Below are 18937 nucleotides of genomic sequence, written 5' to 3' on the forward strand. Positions count from 1 at the left end.
CCCGCCTACCGCTCCAGGTCGGAGCGGAAGCCCGAGACGGCGGCGAAGCCGACCACGAGCACCGCGATCGGCACGAGCATCGTGTTCCCCATCGCGTCCGCGAAGCCCGTGCTCGAGACGCCGATCTGCATCGCGGCGCCGAGCGCGGCCGCGCCGAGCACCGCGCCCACCTGCCGCGAGGTGTTGTAGACGCCGGAGCCCGCGCCCACGAGCTCGGGCGGCAGCTGCCGCATCGAGATCGTCGAGTTGGAGGACCAGCACAGCGCGTTCGAGGCGCCCAGCAGCACGAGCGGCAGGACGAGCCAGGCCGGCGGCACGCCGTCCCGCATGAGCGCGGCGAACAGCGCCATCGCGGCGATCATCGACGCGAAGCCGATGCGCGAGACCGCGCCCGGGCGCAGCCGGTCGGCGAGGCGCCCCACGAGCGGCGCGAACGCGATGGAGGTGAGCGCCATCGGGATCATCATGAGGCCGGCCCGCTCGGAGGGCATGCCCGCGGCGATCTGCAGGTAGAGCATGATCGGCAGCTGGATGGCGTAGACGGTGAACCCGAGCGTGGCCACCGAGCCGACGCCGAGCGCGAAGTTGCGGATGCGGAAGAGCCGCAGCGGCACGAGCGCGGCGCGGCCCCGCCGCTCCGCGGTGCGCTGGAGGCGCAGGAACAGGACGCCCGCGAGCGCGCCGAGCGCCAGCAGCGCCCACAGCCAGGCCGGCCAGCCCAGCTCGGGCCCCTGCTGCAGCGTGAACACCACCCCGAACACCGCGACGAGCGAGACGAGCACGCTGAGCAGGTCGATCCGCTGCACCGCGGTCGGCAGCCGCGGCACCCACCGCGCCGAGAGCGCGATCGCCAGCAGGCCGAGCGGCACGTAGAGCAGGAACACCCACCGCCATCCGACCGTGCCGACGATGAGCCCGCCGAGCGTGGGGCCGATGAGGCCGGAGGAGCCGCCCACGGCGCTCCACACGCCCATCGCGGCCCCTCGGCGGTGGCGCGGGAAGATGCGGTTGATGATGCTCAGCGGCTGCGGGTTGAGCAGCGAGGCGCCGAGCCCCTGCACGGCGCGCATGAGGATGAGCATCTCGATGGTGGGCGCGAAGGCGCACGCGAGCGCGGCGGCGACGAACACCGCCATGCCGACGAGGTACACGTTGCGCTGCCCGAAGCGGTCGCCGAGCCGCCCCGTGACGAGCAGCGGGGCGGCGAACATGAGCAGGTAGACGGCCGAGACCCACACCACCTGGTTGACGCTCGCGCCCAGGTCCTCGCGGATGTGCGGCACCGCCACGGCCACGAGCGACTGGTCGACGAGCGTCGTGAACAGGCCGACGCAGAGCGCCGCGAGCGCCCGCCAGGCCTGCCGCATGGGGATCTCGGGGGTCATTTCCCCCAACCTAGCCGACCGCGCGGGCCGCCGCCGCGCCGCGGGGCAGGCCCCACCGAGGCGGGACCACCTCGCCCGTGGCGCGCCCGCCTTCGCCGAGCAGCCAGCCGACGCGCTTGACGATCTGCAGCGCCACGGCGTTCTCGCGCAGCTCGAGCTCGGGCACCGCCGCGGCGAGCTCCTGCTCGACGGCGAGCACGTCCCCCACCGAGCGCAGCCACATCACGATGAAGAAGTTCGTGCGCCCCGTCGTCGAGGCGCACAGGCGCAGGCCGGGCAGGTGCGAGATCGCCTCGGCCGCGGCGTCGTGCAGCGCGGCGGGGAGCGCGCCGTACCACTGGCAGGTCACCGGGAGCCCCGTCATGTCCTGCGAGACGTCGCAGCGCAGCCGCAGCACGTCCCGCGCGAGCGCGGAGCGGATCTGCCGGCGCACGGTGGCCTCGGCGAGCCCCAGTTCCCGCGCGATGTCGGCGGCGGGGCGGCGGCCGTCGTAGACGAGGGCCCGCAGCACGTCGGGATGGATGCGGGAGGCCGGCCCCCGCTCGGCCCGCCGCGGGGCGAGCCGCTCGGCGGCCCGCTGCTGCTCGCGGCCCAGCGCGCGCATCCGGAACCCGTCCCCGCCGAAGTGGAGCCGCGTGACCATCGAGATGTCGAGGTGCACGACGCCGGGGATCTTCGCGATCTCCGGCATCAGCCACTCCGAGACCGATTCGATCGAGTCCGCGGAGACGGTGAGCAGCATGTCGCGGTCCCGGGCCGAGATGTCGATCGAGACGATCTCGGGGAACCGCGAGAACGCGCCGATCACGGTCTCGCGCACGGCGAGGCCGCAGCGGACCTCGATGAACACGAGCATCGGGTTCGTCCGCGTGCCGATCGGATGCGCGCTGACCCAGGCCACGCCCGCGTCGACGATCCGCTGCCAGCGCGTCGCGAGCGTCGAGGGGTGGACGCCGAGCACGGCGCCGAGCTCCGCCCAGGACGCCCGCGGGGCGATCTGCAGCGCGTGGATGAGCATCGCGTCCTCGTCGTCGAGGATCGAGGGCTCGTAAAGGCGATCGTTTCGCGAGATTTTCCGCATGGGGTGATCGTTTCACGGAATATTCCGCGGGGCAGGCGTTCGTTTGATGAGACTGGGGCGTTCGCGCGCATCCCGCGCGCCCCGCCCCGGCGAAGGAGCTGCGAGTGCCCCCATCCCCCGTCTCCCAGGACGACCTCGTCCGCCTCCGGCGCACCCTGCACGCCGAGCCCGAGGTGGGGCTCGACCTGCCCGACACGCAGCGGGCCCTCCTCCGCGAGCTCGAGGGGCTGCCGCTCGAGATCGTGCCCGGCCGCCGCTGCAGCTCGATCACCGCCGTGCTGCGCGCGACCGACCGCGCCGCGGCAGACGTCCCGGCGGTGCTGCTGCGCGCCGACATGGACGCGCTCCCCGTCTCCGAGCCCGCCGGCGAGGAGTTCGCGTCGCGCCGTGCCGGCGCGATGCACGCGTGCGGCCACGACCTGCACATGACGATGCTCGTCGGCGCCGCCAGGATGCTCTGCGAGCGGCGCGCGGAGCTCGCGGGCGACGTGGTGCTCATGTTCCAGCCCGGCGAGGAGGGCTGGGGCGGCGCCTCGATCATGATCGAGGAGGGCGTGCTGGACGCGGCCGGGCCGCGCGTCTCGGCGGCGTTCGGGATGCACGTCATGACCGGCGACCGCCGCCCGGCCCGCTTCGGCTTCCGGCACGGCACCGCCATGGCCGGCGCCTCGGCGCTCACCGCCACCATCCGCGGATGCGGCGGGCACGGCTCCGCGCCGCACCTCGCGAGCGACCCGGTCACGACCGCCGCCGAGACGGTGCTGGCGCTCCAGAGCGCCGTCACCCGGGAGTTCGACGTGCTCGACCCGGTGGTCGTCACGGTCGGCTCCCTGCACGCCGGGACCAAGCGCAACATCATCCCCGACGACGCCCGGTTCGAGGCGACCGTGCGCTGCTTCTCGCCCGAGGCGCGGGACCGCGCCGCCGAGATCCTGCCCGCGCTCACCGCCGGGGTGGCCGCCGCGCACCGCCAGCGCGCCGAGGTCGAGTACGTGCACGAGTTCCCCCCGCTCGTCAACGACGACGCCGAGACCCGCGCCGCGCTCGCCGCCGCCGAGACGCTGTTCGACCCCGCCGCCATCGAGGTGCTGCCCCGGCCCAAGACCGCCTCCGAGGACTTCGCCGAAGTGCTCGAGCGGGTGCCCGGCACCTTCGTGTTCGTCGACGCGACCCCCGCCGCCGGCAGCGAGTACAACCACTCGCCCCGCGCCGTCTACGACGAGGCCGTGCTCGCCGACGGCGCGCGCCTCTACGCCGAGTTCGCGCTGCACCGCCTGCGGATGCTCCGCGAGCCGTCCCCCGCCGCCGAATCCTGATCCCCCGACCGACCCCCACCCTGGAGTGACGATGACGTCCACCATCACCGCGGGCGAGCCCCGCAACGCCGCGGCCCGGAGCCGCTTCCGCATCCTCGGCGCCACGAGCGTCGGCAACGCCCTGGAATGGTTCGACTGGCAGATCTACGCCACGTTCGCGCCCTTCATCGCGACCCAGCTCTTCGACGCCGCGAACCCCGTCTCCTCGCTGCTGCAGACCTTCGCCGTCTTCGCGGTCGGCTTCCTCGCCCGGCCCCTCGGCGGCGTGCTCTTCGGGCTCCTCGCCGACCGCCGCGGACGCAAGGCATCGCTCGTGCTCGCGATCATCGCCGCATCGCTCGGCAGCCTCATGATCGGCCTCATCCCCACCCACGCCGCCATCGGCGCCTGGGCCGCCGTGCTGCTCCTCGTCGCCCGGCTCGTCCAGGGCCTCGCCCACGGCGGAGAGATGCCGGCCGCGCAGACCTACCTCTCGGAGATGGCCCCGCCCGAGCGCCGCGGGCGCTGGGCCTCGCTCATCTACGTCTCGGGCACCACCGGCATCCTCGCCGCCACGATCTTCGGCGCCGTCCTCACCGGCACGCTCGACGCGGAGTTCATGGCCGACTACGGCTGGCGCATCCCCTTCGTCGTCGCCGCCGTGCTGGGCCTGTTCGCGCTCGTCATGCGCGTGGGCCTGCACGAGACCTCCGCGTTCGAGACCAGCCGGATCCGCACCGTGCAGGGCGAGCGGCAGCCCGCCCTGATGTCCGCGCCCAAGGCCGCGCTCATCGTGATCCTCGTGACCATCGGCGCCACCGTCTCGTTCTACGTGTGGGGCGTCACCGCGCCCGCCTTCGCCACCGCCAACCTCGGCATGGAACCGAGCGCCGCGCTCTGGGGCGGCGCGGTCGGCACGATCGTGTTCATCCTCGCCCTGCCGCTGTGGGGCATGCTCTCCGACCGCATCGGACGCCGCGCCGTGCTCGCGATCAGCATGTTCGGCACCGCCGCGACCTTCTTCCCGATGCGCGCGATCATGACCGACGAGGTGTGGACCCTCATCCTCGCCACCAGCGTCACGCTCGTGTTCCTCTCCGGCTCGCTCGCGATCCTGCCCGCCGTGTACTCGGAGCTGTTCCCGACGCACATCCGCACCATCGGCACCGCGATCCCCTACGGCATCGCCGTCGCCCTCTTCGGCGGCACCGCGCCGTACCTGCAGACCTGGTTCACCGCCGAGCTCGGGCAGTCCTGGCTGTTCACGCTCTACGCCGTGGTGCTGCTCGTGGTCTCCGGGCTCGCCGCGCTCCTCCTCCTGCCCGAGACCCGCGGCCGCCGGCTCGAGTAGCCGCGCGCGCCGCGATCGGCCGGGCCTCCCCCGCGGAGCGCCCGGCCGATCGCGTCCTCCGGCCGCGCCCCTCGCGGAAACACCATCCCGTCACCCGACCTGGGTACTCTGTCAACCATGACTGAATCGCGTCTCTCGCCCCGTCTCGCCGCCATCGCCCCCTCGGCCACCCTCAAGGTCGACAACAAGGCGAAGGCACTCAAGGCAGCAGGTCGCCCGGTGATTTCGTACGCCGCCGGCGAACCCGACTTCGCCACCCCCGACCACGTCGTCGAAGCCGCGCTCGAGGCCGTCAAGGACCCGAAGAACCACAAATACACGGCCAACGTGGGGCTGCCCGAGCTCCGCGACGCCATCGCCGCGAAGACGCGGCGCGACTCGGGCCTCGACGTTCCCGCCAGCCGCGTGCTCGTCACGAACGGCGGCAAGCAGGCCGTGTTCGAGGCCATCAACGCCGTCGTCGGCGAGGGCGACGACGTGCTCCTCCCCACCCCCGCCTGGACCACCTATCCCGAGGTCGTGAAGTTCGCCGGCGGCAACACCGTCGAGGTATTCGCCGACGCGAGCCAGGGCTACAAGGTCACGCCCGAGCAGCTCGAGGCCGCCTTCACGGCGAACACGCGCGCCATCATCTTCGTCTCGCCCTCGAACCCCACCGGCGCGGTCTACACCGAGGAGGAGACCCGCGCGATCGGCGAGTGGATCGAGTCGAAGGGCATCTGGGTCATCGCCGACGAGATCTACCAGAACCTCACCTACGACGGCGAGCGCGCGATCTCCATCGTGGAGGCGACGCCGACGCTCGACAACAAGACCATCCTCGTGAACGGCGTGGCCAAGTCCTACGCCATGACCGGCTGGCGCCTCGGCTGGCTCGTCGCCCCGGCCGACATCGTCGCCGGCGCCGCGAACCTGCAGTCGCACCTCACGAGCAACGTGAACAACATCGCCCAGCGCGCGGCCCTCGCCGCGCTCACCGGCCCGAGCGAGCCGATCGAGGAGTTCCGCCTCGCCTTCGACCGCCGCCGCAAGCTCATCGTCGAGGAGCTCGGCAAGGTGCAGGGCGTGAACGTGCCGACCCCCAAGGGCGCGTTCTACGTCTACGCCGACGTCACCGGCCTCCTCGGCCGCGAGCACGGCGGCAAGCGCATCGACACCTCGCTCGAGCTGGCCGACTACATCCTCGACGAGGCCGAGGTCGCCGCCGTGCCCGGCGAGGCGTTCGGCCCCTCCGGCTACCTGCGCTTCAGCTACGCCCTGAGCGACGAGCAGATCGTCGAGGGCATGCGGCGCCTGCAGCAGCTCTTCAACGACTGACGGCGGCGCTCCGCCGAGCACGCGCCGGGTCCGCACCGCGAGGTGCCGGGCCCGGCGCGTGCTTCATGCGCAGGGCGGGCGCGGCTCCGACGCGCGTGCGGCAGGCGATCCCTCAGCCGCTCCAGACGTCGATCCAGCGCTGGTCGTCCGGCACGAGTGAGGCGCGGAGCCCGGCGTCGAAGGTCGCGAGCATCGTGCCGTTCGAGGCCGCCAGGTTCACCAGCTGCAGGTCGGTCACCTGTCTCCGTCCCATCAGCACACGTGTGTCGATCCGCGGTTCGGCGAGCGACGTCGAATCCACGAGGAAGTTCCACCCCGGGACTCGGCGCATCGCTTCGAGCTGTCCGAGCGCCTCGTCGCCGCTCACCGCTCGCCCCACGACCTGCTCGGTCATCAGGAGCCGCAGCAGACCCGATTCCGTGACCGGGCAGGTGCTCCAGCCCTCAAGCTCGGCGAATCGCTCATGCGCGACGCGATGGTGGATGTGCTGGTCCCAGGTAAGCGCCAGCAGCACGTTGACATCAAGCAGCATCGCTCGACACGGGATCGTCATCCCGGTAGGAGACCACGAGCTCATCCGTCACCGGATGCCCCTCGACACCCGGCAATACCGGGAATCCCGATGCTGAAGCGCGTTCGGAACGCGGACGCTTGAGGCCGGAGAGCGCCAGCTCTGAGACGGCCCTGCCCAGAGAGATCCCCTCGGCCTTGGCCTTGGCCCTCGCCGCGCTGAGCACGGCCGGGTCGAGATCGAGGGTGGTTCGCATACAAGCATCATAGCATCAGCGCATCACTCTGCTTTCGGGGCGATATCGCCCCCTCGCTACCCCTCGAGCGAGAAGCTCACCTCGTCGAGCTTCTCGAGCAGCTCCTCGTTCTCCTCGATGCCACCGTAGGCGTCCCACAGCACGATGTGGAAGCGCGCGCCGGTGAGCGGCATGACGCGCTCGACGAGCCACAGCTCGCCGCCGCCGCAGTCGATCGCGGCGACGAGCATCTCGAGCTCGGTGCCGTCCTCGCCCTCGAGCACGTGCGTCCGGACCTGCCCGTCCCACGAGGACACGTCGCCGCATTCGTCGGTGACGCGGTTGAGCTGCGCCACCGTGAGCGCCTCGTCCGACTGCGGGGTGTCGAAGACGCCGGTCTGCCACACCTCGATCGTCGCGGAGTAGTCGGGGCTCACCGCGGTGAACTGGTCCGGCCGGTTGATGATGTCCTGCTGCGACCAGTCGCCGTACTCGGGCGGCACGAGCGTCACGCCCTCGGGGAAGCGCGCATCCACGTCGATGGGCACGTAGTCCCCCGCCGCCACGTCGTGCGGCGGATGCGTCGCATCCGGCCCGATGAGCTCGGGGTCGGGCGGCGCGCTCTCCCCCGGGCTCGCGCCGGGGGCGCCCGCGCCCTGCCCCTGCGCCTCGGGCTGGGTGGGCTCGCCCCACAGGAGCACGAGCGCGATCACGAGGCCCAGCACCACCGCGCCCGAGAGCACGGCCGCGGTCAGCAGCCCGAGGGGCCGCTTCGCCGGCCGCAGCACGACCTCGGCGTCGGGCTCGGCCTGCTTCCCGAACCTGGGCTCGGGAGGTCGGAACTCGTAGTCGCGGGGGCTCATGCAAGCAGGGTACCGGCGCGGCGGGCCGGTGTCGTCAGACCTCGAGACCGATCAGGTTGGGTTCCGGGACGAGCAGCACGCCGAACTCCTGCTGCACCCGCGCCTTGACGTAGCGGGCGAGCTCGGCGATCTCCGCCGCATCCGCCCCGTCGCGGTTCGTGATCGCGAGCGTGTGCTTCGACGAGATCGCGGCGCGCGAGCCGGGCAGCGAGAAGCCCTTACCGATGCCGGAGCGCTCGATGAGCCACGCGGCCGAGAGCTTCACGAGCGGCCGGCCCTCCTCGTCCTCGCCCGCGTCGAAGCGCGGGGCGTCCGCGGGCAGGTCCCCGCCGAACTCGCGGTGCACGATCGGGTTGACGAAGAACGAGCCGCTCGAGCGCGTGTCCGGGTCGGAGGCGTCGAGCACCATCCCCTTCGAGGCGCGCAGGCGCAGCACCGCGTCCCGCTGCGCCGAGACCTCCACGCGGTCCCCGATCTCGACGCCGAGCGCCCGGGCGAGCTGCGCGTATCGGACCGTGGCGCCGTCCCCCTCGGCGACGCGGCGCAGCCGCAGCTCGACGCGCAGCACGAGCGCCGTGCGCTCGCCGCGCTTGAGCACCGAGGTGCGGTAGCCGAGGCCGAGCTCGGCGGCATCGACCCACTCGACCTCGCCGGTGTCGGCGTCGAGCAACTCGACGCGCACGAGCACGTCGCCGACCTCCTGGCCGTAGGCGCCGATGTTCTGCACCGGCGCCGCGCCGACCGCTCCCGGGATGCCCGCGAGCGCCTCGATGCCGCTGAGTCCCTCCGCGACGGCGCGGTCGACGAGCCCGACCCACGGCTCACCTGCCTCGGCGCGCAGCAGCACGTCCTCGCCCGCATCCTCGATCTCGATGCCGCGGGTGCGCACGTGCAGCACCCGGCCGGGGAAGCCCTCGTCGCCGACGATGGTGTTCGAGCCGCCGGCGAGGATGAGGAAGCGCTCGCCCGAGTCGGTCAGCTCCCGGTAGGCCTCGACGAGCCCCTCGCGGCCCTCGGGCGCGAGGAGGTCGGCCTCGGCCCGCGAGACCGCCGTGGTGGTGAGCTCGGCGAAGGCGGTCATACGGCGAACCGCGCGCGCACCTGCGCCTTGCCGAGCACGGCCCTGCCCTCGTAGACGACCTCGAGGTCGATGCGCCCCACGCCGTCCTCGCCGGCGGCCTCGGCGATCTTCGCCGTGACGTCGACGTCGGCGCCCTCGGCGGCGTCGACGACGACCGGCTTCGTGAACTTCACCTGGTACTCGACCACGCGGCCTGGGTCGCCCAGCGCCTCCACGACCGGCTGGATGGCGGCGCCCATCGTGAGCATGCCGTGCGCGAGCACGCCCGGCAGGCCGACCTCGGCGGCGATGTCGTCGCGGTAGTGGATGGGGTTGAAGTCGCCCGAGGCGCCCGCGTAGCGGACGAGCGAGTCGCGGGTGAAGTGGAGGCGCTGCTCGGCGATCACGTCGCCGACTTCGCGCTGGGTGAGGTCGGTCATCACTCGTCTCCTCCGATCACGAGCGTCGCGTGCGAGGTCACGACGACCTCGCCGGTGACGTCGCGGATGACGGTCTGGGCCTGGATCATGTTGACGCGGCCGCGGGCCACGACGCGGGTGACCTCGAGCTCGGCGGTGAGCTGGTCGCCCGCGAGCACCGGCCGCGAGAACTCGAACTTCTCGTCGCCGTGCACGATGTGCTTCAGCTCGAAGTCGACGAGCGGGTCGGCGAGCAGCAGCTGCATGCCGCGGTCCTGCAGCACGGCGGTGAAGGTGGCCGGGGCGACGAGGTCGGCGTAGCCCGCCTCCCGCGCGGCCTCGAGATCGGTGTGGATGGGGTTCGCGGCGAACACGGCGCGCGCGAACTCGCGCACGTGCTCGCGGCCGACGAGGTACGGCTCCGGGAGCTCGTACCGGCGGCCCTTGAGTTCGGGGTTCACAGTCACCCGTTCAGTCTACGAGGCGGGGCGCGGGGCGGACTCAGCCTCCCGCGGCGGATGGGGCTTGCGCGGCTCTCGATCGGGGTTACTCTGTAATCAGTTACGCGGTAACCATCCCATCCGCGTCCGGAAGGAAGCAACCATGTCGGTGAAGCACGCGCTGCTCGCGCTCCTCCATGCCCGCCCCTCCTCGACCTATCGGCTGCGGAAGCGGTTCGACGAGTCCGCCGGGCAGAGCGTGCCCCTCAACATCGGCCAGGCCTCCTCCACCCTGCAGCGGCTCGAGCGCGACGGCCTGGTGACTCGCGCCGGGGAGGACGAGGAGGAGGGCGGCGGGCAGCGCTGGCTGCTCACGGACGCCGGCCGCGAGGAGCTCGAGCGGTGGTGGCGCAGCCCCGTGATCGCGAGCCAGCGCGGCCGCGACGAGCTCGTCGTCAAGCTCGCCCTCGCCGCGATCACCCCCGGCGTCGACGTGGCTGCGCTGGTGCAGTCCCAGCGCGCGGCCACGCAGCGGACCATGCACGACCTCACGCGGCTGCGGCGGGACGCCGATCGGGAGGACCTCGTGGGGCGCCTCGTGCTCGACCACCACCTCTTCATCGGCGAGGCCGAGCTCCGCTGGCTCGACGACGTCGAGGCGACGCTGGCGCAGGCCGGACGCACCGACGGCCACGGCGCCGCGGACCACGGCGCTACGGACCGTGGCTCCCGCGCCGAGGAGGCGCCCGGCCGCGCGCCCCGCGAGCGCCGCGCCTCCGGCGGCTCGAGGAGCGCCCGATGAGCGGGCGGGCCGAAGCCGAGGACCGCCCCGGTCGGGATGCCGCGCCGGTCCTCGAGCTCCGCGACGCGGTGCGGGTGCACGGCGCGGGTGCACGGGAGGTGCGCGCGCTGGACGGCGTCTCGCTCGTCGTCCCCGCGGGCGAGTTCGTCGCCGTCATGGGGCCGTCCGGCTCCGGCAAGTCGACGCTGCTCGCGCTCGCCGGCGGGCTCGACGCGCCGACCGCCGGCGAGGTGCTCGTCGAGGGCGAGCCGCTGGAGCGCATGCCCGCGAAGCGCCTCGCCCGGCTCCGCCGCCGGAGCATCGGCTACGTGTTCCAGGAGTTCAACCTCCTGCCCGGCCTCACCGCGCAGGAGAACGTCGCGTTCCCCCTCGAGCTGGAGGGGTGGACGCGCGGGAGGGCCTTCGCGGCGGCGCGGGCGGCGCTCGAGGAGTGCGGCATCGCGGAGCTGGCGGGGCGCCGCCCCGAGGACATGTCGGGCGGCCAGGCCCAGCGCGTCGCGATCGCCCGCGCCCTCGTCGGACCCAGGCGCCTGGTCCTCGCCGACGAGCCCACCGGCGCGCTCGACAGCGCCGCCGGCTCGGCCGTCCTCGAGCTCCTCCGGCGCCGGGCCGACCTCGGCGCCGCCGTGGTGATGGTGACGCACGAGGCGCGCTTCGCCGCGTGGGCCGACCGCACGGTCTACCTCCGCGACGGTCGGATCTCGGGCTCGAGCGGCCCCTCCGACCCCGCCGAGCTGCTCGACGGATGCGCGCGATGAGCGGCCCTCTCGGCGCGCTCGGGCCGTGGCGCGCCGTGCTGAGGCTCGCGCGCCGCGATGCGCGGCGGCACCTGCTGCGCACCGTGCTCGCCTCGCTGCTCATCGCGCTGCCCATCGCGGCGCTCGTGCTGTTCGCGACGCTCACGAGCGACACCGCGCCGAGCCGGGAGCAGGCGCTCGCCGGCATCCCGGCGGGCGCGCAGGCCGTGCTCACCTCGACCGCGCTGCCGCGCGAGGCGCCGCCCTTCCCGCAGCTGCCCGAGGGCCCCGGCGGCCCCTGGATGGACGACCCGGAGATCGTCCCCGCCGACGCCGGGGAGCTCGCCGCGCTGCTCGATCCCGAGGCCGAGCTGCTCGAGTACTGGCTGTCGCCGGAGCTCATCCTCTCCCCCGAGCTGGGGCTCGCCCCGGGCGAGCAGCGCGATGCCGGGGAGGGCGCGGCGATGCTCGACTCCGTCGACTTCGCGGCGATGAGCACCGTGACCCTCCACGAGGCCGAGCCCGGGGCGCTGCCGATGCTCGCGCCCGACCCCGTCGAGGGCAGGCTCCCCGCCGACCCGACCGAGCTCCTGATCGGCGAGGCCCTGGCGGACCGTCTCGGCGTCGGGCCCGGCGACGCCCTGGGGCTGCTCGCGCCGCCGGACCACGGGTGGCGCAGCACGGAGGGCAACACCATGGCGGCGATGCAGGACTCCGAGCGCGGGTACACGGTGGTCGGCATCGCCGCGCACGCCGGCGACCGGGTCTGGGCGAGCGCGGGGTGGCTCGCCTCGCTCGCGGCGGCGCATCCCGAGGGCATCCAGCGGCACTGGCTCGTGACGGGCGACGCGCCGGTCACCTGGGAGCAGGCGCAGCGCCTCAACGGCCTCCAGGCCTTCGCGGTGTCCCGCCACGTGCTCGAGCACTACCCCGACGCCTCCCTGCTCTACCCCGTGGAGCTCGACCCCGGGGTCGCGCTCGAGCGGACCATCGGGATCCTCGCCGCGACGCTCGGCGGGGCGCTGCTGGTCCTCTTCCTCGTCACGCCGGCGTTCGCGGTCTCGGCCGAGCAGGCCCGCCGCGCGCTCGGCCTCGCCTCGGCCGTGGGCGCCTCGCCCCGGGACCTGCGCCGCACCATCCTCGCGCAGGGGATCGTGCTCGGCGCGGGCAGCGGGATCCTCGGTGCGGCCGCGGGGTTCGCCGGCTCGCTCGGCCTCGCCGCGTGGCTGGATTCGCTCGCCGCCGACGGCGTCGATCCGGAGCACGGGCTCGCGGCGACGCTCGCCCACTACCCGTGGTGGGCGCTGCCGCTCGGCGTGCTCATCGCCCTCGTGCTGGGCGCCCTCGCGGCGCTGCCTCCCGCCCGGACGGCGGCGAGGCTCGTGCCCGTGGATGCGCTGCGGGACCGCGCGCCGGCGCCGGCCCGGCGCCGCGGCGGGATCCTCGCCCGCTTCCTCGGACCGGTGCTGCTGCTCGCGTCGGCCGGGCTCGCGTGGGGCCTGCTCGCCCTCCCTCCCGAGGGCTCGGCGGCGCTGCTCGGGCCGGCCATCGCCCTCGTGCTCGTCATGGCCGCGCTGGGCGCCGTGCTCGCCGTCCGCGCCGCGATCGCCTGGCTCGGCTCCCGCGGCGCACGCGCCCGCCCCGCGCTCCGCCTCGCGCTGCGCGACGCGGCCGACCATCCCTCCCGCACCGTCCCCGCCGCGCTCGGCGTGCTGTTCGCCATCGCCGCCGCCTCGTTCTCCATCCTCTACACCGGCTCCCTGGTCGCCAACGGCCGCGACGAGGGATCGACCCTCGACTGGGACGGCACCTTCATGGTGTCCCCGCAGGCCGGGGTGAGCGACGAGTTCGATCGGCTGCTCGCGACGTCGGCGGTCGAGGAGCTCCGCGGGCGCCTGCCGCAGATCACCGGGAGCGAGCCCGTCTTCGAGATCCCCGCGGACTCGCCGCTGTCGCTGCAGCCGCTTCCGCCGGAGGGGCGCGAGTGCCCGCCGGGGCAGGGCATCCACGCGGCCTCGGCGAACGACCCGGAGGCGCCGCTGCGGTGCGCCGACCAGGACTCGCGCGCGGTGTTCTCTCCGGGATTCCGGTTCGGCGGGCTCTCCTCGAGCGGGAACACGATGCTGTTCACCGGCGATGCCCTGCGCGCGACGCGGCTGCCGGGCGCCGAGGAGGCCGCGGCGACGCTCGAGGCGGGCGGAGCGGTGGTGAACAACGCGGCGCTCATCGACGCCGACGGCTACGTGCGCGTCACGGTGGACCCCGACCTCTTCGCCGACCCCGACGACGCGGAGCGGGTCGTGCGGCTGCCGGCCGTGTTCCTGCAAGGCGCGGGCGCCCCGTTCCTCATCGCGCCCGACACGGCGCAGGCGCTCGGGGTCGAGACGGCGCACTACCTGGGCGAGCTCGTGACCGTCTCGAGCCCGCTGAGCGAGGACGAGCTGCGGGGCCTCGACGCCGGCGAGACCTTCTCCTCCCTCGTCCTGCTGCAGATCCCCGACGCGCAGGGGCCGCTCACCACCGCGCTCGACCGCACGGCGGCGGCCATGGTCTGGGCGCCCATCGCGCTCTTCGCCGGGGTGGCGATCGTGTCCGCGACCGTCGCGGTCCTGCTGTCGGCCACGCAGGGCCGGCGCGATGCGATCACGATGCACTCGGTCGGCGCGGATCGCGGGTTCCTGACGCGCCTGAGCCTGGCCCGCGCCGCGGTCATCCTGGCCGTGGGCGTGCCCGCGGGCCTCGCCGCGGGGCTCGGGCTCGGCGCCTACCTCGTGGCCTGGAACCGCCGGCTCGAGGCCAGCGGGCCCTGGCTCGACACCGTGCCGGTCTGGGAGGCGCAGGCGGGCCTGGCACTGGCCGTGGTCCTCGCGGCATCGGCTGCGGCGCTGCTGTTCGCAAGGCCGCCGCGCCGCTTCGACCATCGTCGCCTCGACTGAGGCGGGGCGGGGCTGGGCGGCCTCTGCTGTCCGGCCGATCGCTGCCGGCCGGACGCTGCCGGACTGCTGGGCAGCCGGGCGAGCCGCGTCGCCGAGCGGCCGCCGCCGTCAGCGGGTCAGCGCGACCAGCTCCGCCCGGGTCTTCGCGCCGAGCTTGCGCAGGAGGCTCGCGACGTGGAACTTCACGGTGTGCTCGGAGATCCCGAGCGTCGTCGCGATGCCCTGGTTGCGGGCGCCGGTGGCGACGAGCTGCAGCACCTCCCGCTCCCGGACGGTGAGCCGCGCGGCGGGTGCGGCGCCCGGCGCTGCGCCCTGCTGGTCGAGCGGGATGGTGATGGCGATCTCGGCGCCCCAGCCGCTCGTGGCGGTCGCCTCGCACGTGCCCGCGAGCGCGTGCGTGCGCTCGGCGACCGGGGCGAGGTAGCCCTCCGACTCGTGCCGCTCGCCGTCGCCGTTGTCCCGGATATTCATGAGCAGGTGCTCGCCGTCGCAGCCCCACTCCACGCGCATCCGCGTCACGTCGGGACGGTCGACGAGCGCGAGCGCCACGCTCCGGACGATCCACCGCGCGGCGTGCGCGATCTCGCCGGGCAGCGCCCGGCCGTCGGCCGGCGGCGGCACCAGGTCGAGCTCGAGCCCGCCGAGCCGAGCCACGGGCTGCAGATCCTGCCGCAGCGCGGTGAAGGCGCCGGCCACGGGCTCGACCGTGAGCGCTCGGTCGCGCTGCACGGCCTCCCGCGCGGCGCCCAGCGCCCTCGACGCGATCTCGATGGCGGCGTCCCGCGCGGCCGCGTCCTCGAGCCGCCGGGAGCGCAGCGTCGCGAGCAGGGACTCGAGCGCGGTGGTGTGGCTGTCCGCGAGTTCCTGGACCGCGCGGCTGCGGGCCGTGGAGATCGAGCGCGTCTCGGCGAGGTACGACGGCGAGGCGCCCCGCACCTGATGCTGGATGGTCCAGTCCGCGATCGCCCAGCAGCGCTCGACGAGCCGCGTCCCCGCGGCGTCGAGCTCGCCCGGCTCGACGAGCACGAGCAGCGCGCCGTTCGGCGAGGACCACGTGCGCACGCGCCGCTCCTGGCCGCCGATGACGGCGCGGCGCTCCCCGCCCGCGTGCTCCGCGTCGGTCAGATCGCGCAGGCGGATGAGCTCCTCGATGGTCACGCGGTCGACGATCTCCGCGGAGCCCGCCTTCTTCGTCGGGCGGCCCGTGCAGACGAGCGTGAAGATGAGCAGCGCCTCGTGCACGGCGCGCGGCCGGACCGCCGAGGACAGGCGCTCGGCGATCTCGAGCAGCGAGGCGGATACGAGCGCTTCCGCCTGCGCGAGCGCCCCGTCGACCTGCTCCGCGAGATCCTCGTCCTGCTCCATCCACCTAGCCTAACGACTAGGCAGGTCCGTCCCTGCGGGGAGCGGTGCGCGCGTCGCGGCTCGCGAACACTGGTGGTCATGTCCCACACGATCTCTCTCGACCACCGGCTCCCGAGCATCCTCGCGGAGCTCTCGACCGCGGGCTCGGGCGTGCGCGCGGAGCCCGACGAGGCCGCCGTATACGACGCGATCACCGGCGCCGGCCGCATCTTCGTGCTCGGCGCCGGGCGCTCGGGCCTCGCGCTGCGGATGACGGCGATGCGGCTCATGCACCTCGGCCTCGACGTGAGCGTCGTCGGCGAGGTCACCGCGCCCGCGATCCGGCGCGGCGACCTCCTGCTCGTTGCGAGCGGCTCCGGCCGCACCGCGGGCATCCTGCGCGCCGCCGAGAACGCCGAGGAGGCAGGCGCGCGGATCCTCGCCATCACCACCGATCCCGACTCGCCTCTCGCCGGGCTCGCCGATGCGCGCATCCTCGTGCCCGCGCCGCAGAAGCAGGACCACTCCGGCGTCGCCTCGGAGCAGTACGCCGGCAGCCTGTTCGAGCAGACCCTCGTGCTGCTCGGCGACGCCCTCTTCCACGAGCTCTGGCAGCGCTCGGGCGCTCCGGCCGAGGAGCTGTGGACGAGGCACTCGAATCTCGAGTAGCCGGCCGGCGGCTCCCGCCTCCGCCCGAATCACCCGATCCCCCGCAACCACCGAAGCAATCGAAGAAGAAAGCAGGTACTCCCATGCAGCTCCAGGTCGCAATGGACGTGCTCACCACCGAGGCGGCTCTCGAGCTCGCCGGCAAGGTCGCGCCGCACGTCGAGATCCTCGAACTCGGCACCCCGCTCGTCAAGAGCGAGGGCCTCGCCGCGATCACCGCGGTGAAGCGCGCGCACCCCGACAAGATCGTGCTCGCCGATCTCAAGACGATGGATGCCGGCGAGCTCGAGGCCGACATCGCCTTCACCGCCGGCGCCGGCCTCGTGACGGTGCTCGGCGTCGCCGGGGACTCGACCATCAGCGGCGCCGTCGCGGCGGCGAAGAAGCACGGCAAGGGCGTCGTGGTCGACCTCATCGGCGTGGCCGACAAGGCGCGGCGCGCGAAGGAGGCGGTCGCCCTCGGCGCCGACTTCGTCGAGGTGCATGCGGGCCTCGACGAGCAGGCCGAGGAGGGCTTCAGCTTCCAGACCCTGCTCGACGCCGGGCGCGAGGCGGGCGTGCCGTTCTCGATCGCGGGCGGCGTGCGGCTCGACACCATCGGCCAGGTGCAGGATGCGGGCGCCCGCGTCGCCGTCGTCGGCGGCGCCATCTACGGCGCCGAGGATCCGACGCAGGCCGCGGCGGACCTCCGCGCCGCGATCGACGCGAAGACGCCGACCGGCGTGCGCTGACCCCCGTCCCGCTCGCCCCGCCCCGTTCCCGGTTACGCCGTTTGGCGCGGTCTCGGGAGCGGGGCGGGGCGCTTCTGTGCGCCTGTGTGTCTGCGCGTCTGCGCGTCTGTGTGCCTGCGCGTCTGTGTGCCTGCGCGTCTGCATGCCTGTGCGGCTGTGCGTCTGCACGGCTGTACGCCTGCGCGGTCGGGGATGTCGGTGGGTCGTGTTCTACTTCGGACATGAGGTTGAATCCGCAGTTGCCTTCCCCGAAGCACGCCGGGATGCCAACCGGCAAGCGCCCCGGGGACAGCTGCACGGTGATGACTGCACGGGCAGGAAAACACGGGATGAAAACCACTGCGGAGTTATCCACAACTCGAAGAAACCAGCGACCCGCGTAGTAGAATGAATGCACGAATACCGCAGGCAACTAGACCGTATGCGAAGGGGGTGGGACGATGACCACGACCAATACCGGCACCACGGGTGCCAACACCACAGCCGTGACGGGCACCACGGGTACGACTGGCACCACGGATGCCCCCGCCCCGAGCGGTAGCGCTTCTTCTGCCCCTGATGCTCGCAACCGCGCAGGCAGCGCCTCCGGGAATGACCGCACCCACCAGAGCGCTCCTTCTCGCCCTGTGGGGACCCCGGAACACCTCAAGGGTGGCACCCGCACCCCGGCAGCCATGCACAACCGGCGCCTACTCCTGGACGCGCTCGGTCACGCGGCGAAACTTCGGGCTTCCGCGGAAGCCCTCGAAGCGCAGTTGTTGGCCGCCTCGTATGAGCATTGCCGGGAGATCACCGCGGGCCATGGGGCTGACGCGTTTGAGCAGGAACTCAAGTCGCTCGCGGCGGAGATCGGCGCGGTTACGCGCACCAGTGACCGCACGGTCTCGGCGAAGCTCAACGCGGCCCCCGCCCTGGAAGCCCGCTATCCCCGTACCGCCGATGCCTGGGGACAGGGTTCGATCAGCACCGGGCATGTGCGCGTGATCGAGTCCTGCGGCGACGGCCTCACCCGCCCCGAGTCCATCCGCACGTATGAGGAACTCGTGGTCGCCAAAGCCCACGAGACCACCCCGGGCCGGCTCCGCGTGTACGCGAAACGCGTGGCGGCGGACCTCGAACCCGAAGAAACCGAACAGCGGTTGCGCCACGCCCAGGACGACCGCCGCGTCTGGGTCCAAGACGAACCCGATGGCCTGTGCCAGCTCTCCGCACTCCTGCCCGCGGTGGTGGGTGCGGGGATCTTCGACCGGCTCACGCAAACAGCGAAACAGCTGCACGGGCCGGGTCGTGAGGAACACGACGCGCGCACGTTCGAGCAGACTCGCGCCGACGTGCTCGCCGACCTGTTATTGACCGGGCAGGTCACCCCTGGGTCCCCGAACCATGTCGCGAAACCGATCCAGGCCACCGTTGCGATCACCGTCCCCGCGATCTCGTTGATCACCGCAGACCACGCCACCACAATCCCGACGGCATCGACGACATCGACAGCATCGACAGCATCGACAGCATCGACAGCATCGACAGCATCGACAGCATCGACAGCATCGACAGCATCGACAGCATCGACAGCATCGACCATGAGTACCTCAGCCGGTCCGGTCGCAACCGCGTCGAGTCCCGTCGCGCACGATGACGAGGGAGCGCAAGTACGCTCAAGCACTGGCACTGGCACTGGCACCGGCACCGGCACCGGCACCGGCACCGGCACCGGCACCGGCACCGGCACCGGCACCGGCACCGGCACCGGCCGCGGCACCG

At 73.3% G+C, this 18937-nt stretch carries 18 protein-coding genes; 9 read left to right on the top strand and 9 right to left on the bottom strand.

Annotation, left to right across the window (positions count from 1 at the left end):
• Positions 1-5 precede the first annotated feature (5 nt).
• Together FM112_RS09155 and FM112_RS09160 are read right to left on the bottom strand one after the other, a co-directional pair.
• Positions 6-1385 (bottom strand): DHA2 family efflux MFS transporter permease subunit, encoded by a 1380-nt coding sequence (locus tag FM112_RS09155; RefSeq protein WP_087006733.1) that lies wholly within the window; start codon positions 1383-1385, stop codon positions 6-8.
• Positions 1386-1395: 10 nt separating this feature from the next.
• On the bottom strand, positions 1396-2466 hold the full coding sequence (locus FM112_RS09160) for an Lrp/AsnC family transcriptional regulator (protein ID WP_087006735.1): 1071 nt from the start codon (positions 2464-2466) through the stop codon (positions 1396-1398).
• Positions 2467-2570: 104 nt separating this feature from the next.
• Here FM112_RS09160 and FM112_RS09165 point away from each other — a divergent pair, with 104 nt between their 5' ends.
• From FM112_RS09165 to FM112_RS09175, 3 genes are all read left to right on the top strand, one after another.
• Positions 2571-3782, top strand: coding sequence for a M20 family metallopeptidase (locus FM112_RS09165; protein ID WP_254910432.1), 1212 nt, complete (start codon positions 2571-2573; stop codon positions 3780-3782).
• 31 nt (positions 3783-3813) lie between these two features.
• On the top strand, positions 3814-5112 hold the full coding sequence (locus FM112_RS09170) for an MFS transporter (protein WP_087006739.1): 1299 nt from the start codon (positions 3814-3816) through the stop codon (positions 5110-5112).
• Positions 5113-5229: 117 nt separating this feature from the next.
• Positions 5230-6429, top strand: coding sequence for a pyridoxal phosphate-dependent aminotransferase (locus FM112_RS09175; RefSeq protein WP_087006742.1), 1200 nt, complete (start codon positions 5230-5232; stop codon positions 6427-6429).
• A 112-nt stretch (positions 6430-6541) separates the two neighbouring features.
• Here FM112_RS09175 and FM112_RS09180 read toward each other — a convergent pair whose 3' ends face one another.
• From FM112_RS09180 to FM112_RS09205, 6 genes are read right to left on the bottom strand one after another with little or no spacing between them, the layout of a single operon-like run.
• Positions 6542-6961: a TA system VapC family ribonuclease toxin gene (locus FM112_RS09180; protein ID WP_087006744.1), complete on the bottom strand. Its 420-nt coding sequence runs from the start codon at positions 6959-6961 to the stop codon at positions 6542-6544.
• Entirely contained in the window at positions 6951-7196 is a 246-nt protein-coding gene (locus FM112_RS09185; RefSeq protein ID WP_087006747.1) for a hypothetical protein, read from the bottom strand. Before FM112_RS09185 ends, FM112_RS09180 begins: the two co-directional genes overlap by 11 nt.
• A 56-nt stretch (positions 7197-7252) precedes the next feature.
• A complete protein-coding gene (locus FM112_RS09190; protein WP_087006749.1) occupies positions 7253-8038 on the bottom strand; it encodes a hypothetical protein in 786 nt (261 codons plus the stop codon).
• A 34-nt stretch (positions 8039-8072) separates the two neighbouring features.
• Positions 8073-9119: a UDP-N-acetylmuramate dehydrogenase gene (locus FM112_RS09195; RefSeq protein WP_087006752.1), complete on the bottom strand. Its 1047-nt coding sequence runs from the start codon at positions 9117-9119 to the stop codon at positions 8073-8075.
• On the bottom strand, positions 9116-9538 hold the full coding sequence (locus FM112_RS09200) for a MaoC/PaaZ C-terminal domain-containing protein (RefSeq protein ID WP_087006754.1): 423 nt from the start codon (positions 9536-9538) through the stop codon (positions 9116-9118). The genes FM112_RS09195 and FM112_RS09200 overlap by 4 nt, the downstream gene beginning before the upstream one ends.
• Complete coding sequence (locus FM112_RS09205; protein WP_087006756.1) at positions 9538-9984, bottom strand: MaoC family dehydratase N-terminal domain-containing protein; 447 nt, start codon at positions 9982-9984, stop codon at positions 9538-9540. Before FM112_RS09205 ends, FM112_RS09200 begins: the two co-directional genes overlap by 1 nt.
• 136 nt (positions 9985-10120) lie before the next feature.
• Between FM112_RS09205 and FM112_RS09210 the strand changes: the two genes are divergently transcribed.
• The 3 genes from FM112_RS09210 to FM112_RS09220 are packed head-to-tail and all read left to right on the top strand — an operon-like array spanning position 10121 to position 14432.
• Positions 10121-10759, top strand: coding sequence for a PadR family transcriptional regulator (locus FM112_RS09210; RefSeq protein ID WP_087006758.1), 639 nt, complete (start codon positions 10121-10123; stop codon positions 10757-10759).
• The gene (locus tag FM112_RS09215) at positions 10756-11517 is read left to right on the top strand and encodes an ABC transporter ATP-binding protein (protein WP_087006760.1); all 762 of its coding nucleotides are present in this window, start codon (positions 10756-10758) and stop codon (positions 11515-11517) included. Before FM112_RS09210 ends, FM112_RS09215 begins: the two co-directional genes overlap by 4 nt.
• Complete coding sequence (locus FM112_RS09220; RefSeq protein WP_140400640.1) at positions 11514-14432, top strand: FtsX-like permease family protein; 2919 nt, start codon at positions 11514-11516, stop codon at positions 14430-14432. Before FM112_RS09215 ends, FM112_RS09220 begins: the two co-directional genes overlap by 4 nt.
• Positions 14433-14540: 108 nt before the next feature.
• On the opposite strand, the gene FM112_RS09225 is transcribed toward FM112_RS09220, so the two are convergent.
• Positions 14541-15797, bottom strand: a complete 1257-nt coding sequence (locus FM112_RS09225) for a helix-turn-helix transcriptional regulator (RefSeq protein WP_087006764.1) — start codon at positions 15795-15797, stop codon at positions 14541-14543.
• A gap of 78 nt (positions 15798-15875) precedes the next feature.
• On the opposite strand from FM112_RS09225, the gene hxlB reads away from it, so the two are divergent.
• The 3 genes from hxlB to FM112_RS09240 form a co-directional block, all read left to right on the top strand.
• Entirely contained in the window at positions 15876-16445 is a 570-nt protein-coding gene (gene hxlB, locus FM112_RS09230; RefSeq protein WP_087006766.1) for a 6-phospho-3-hexuloisomerase, read from the top strand.
• A gap of 83 nt (positions 16446-16528) precedes the next feature.
• Positions 16529-17176, top strand: coding sequence for a 3-hexulose-6-phosphate synthase (gene hxlA / locus FM112_RS09235; protein ID WP_087006768.1), 648 nt, complete (start codon positions 16529-16531; stop codon positions 17174-17176).
• 440 nt (positions 17177-17616) lie between these two features.
• A partial coding sequence (locus FM112_RS09240) for a DUF222 domain-containing protein (RefSeq protein WP_140400641.1) occupies positions 17617-18937 on the top strand: 1321 nt, incomplete at its 3' end.

Source organism: Gulosibacter sp. 10 (assembly GCF_900163695.1).
Lineage (GTDB): Bacteria > Actinomycetota > Actinomycetes > Actinomycetales > Microbacteriaceae > Gulosibacter.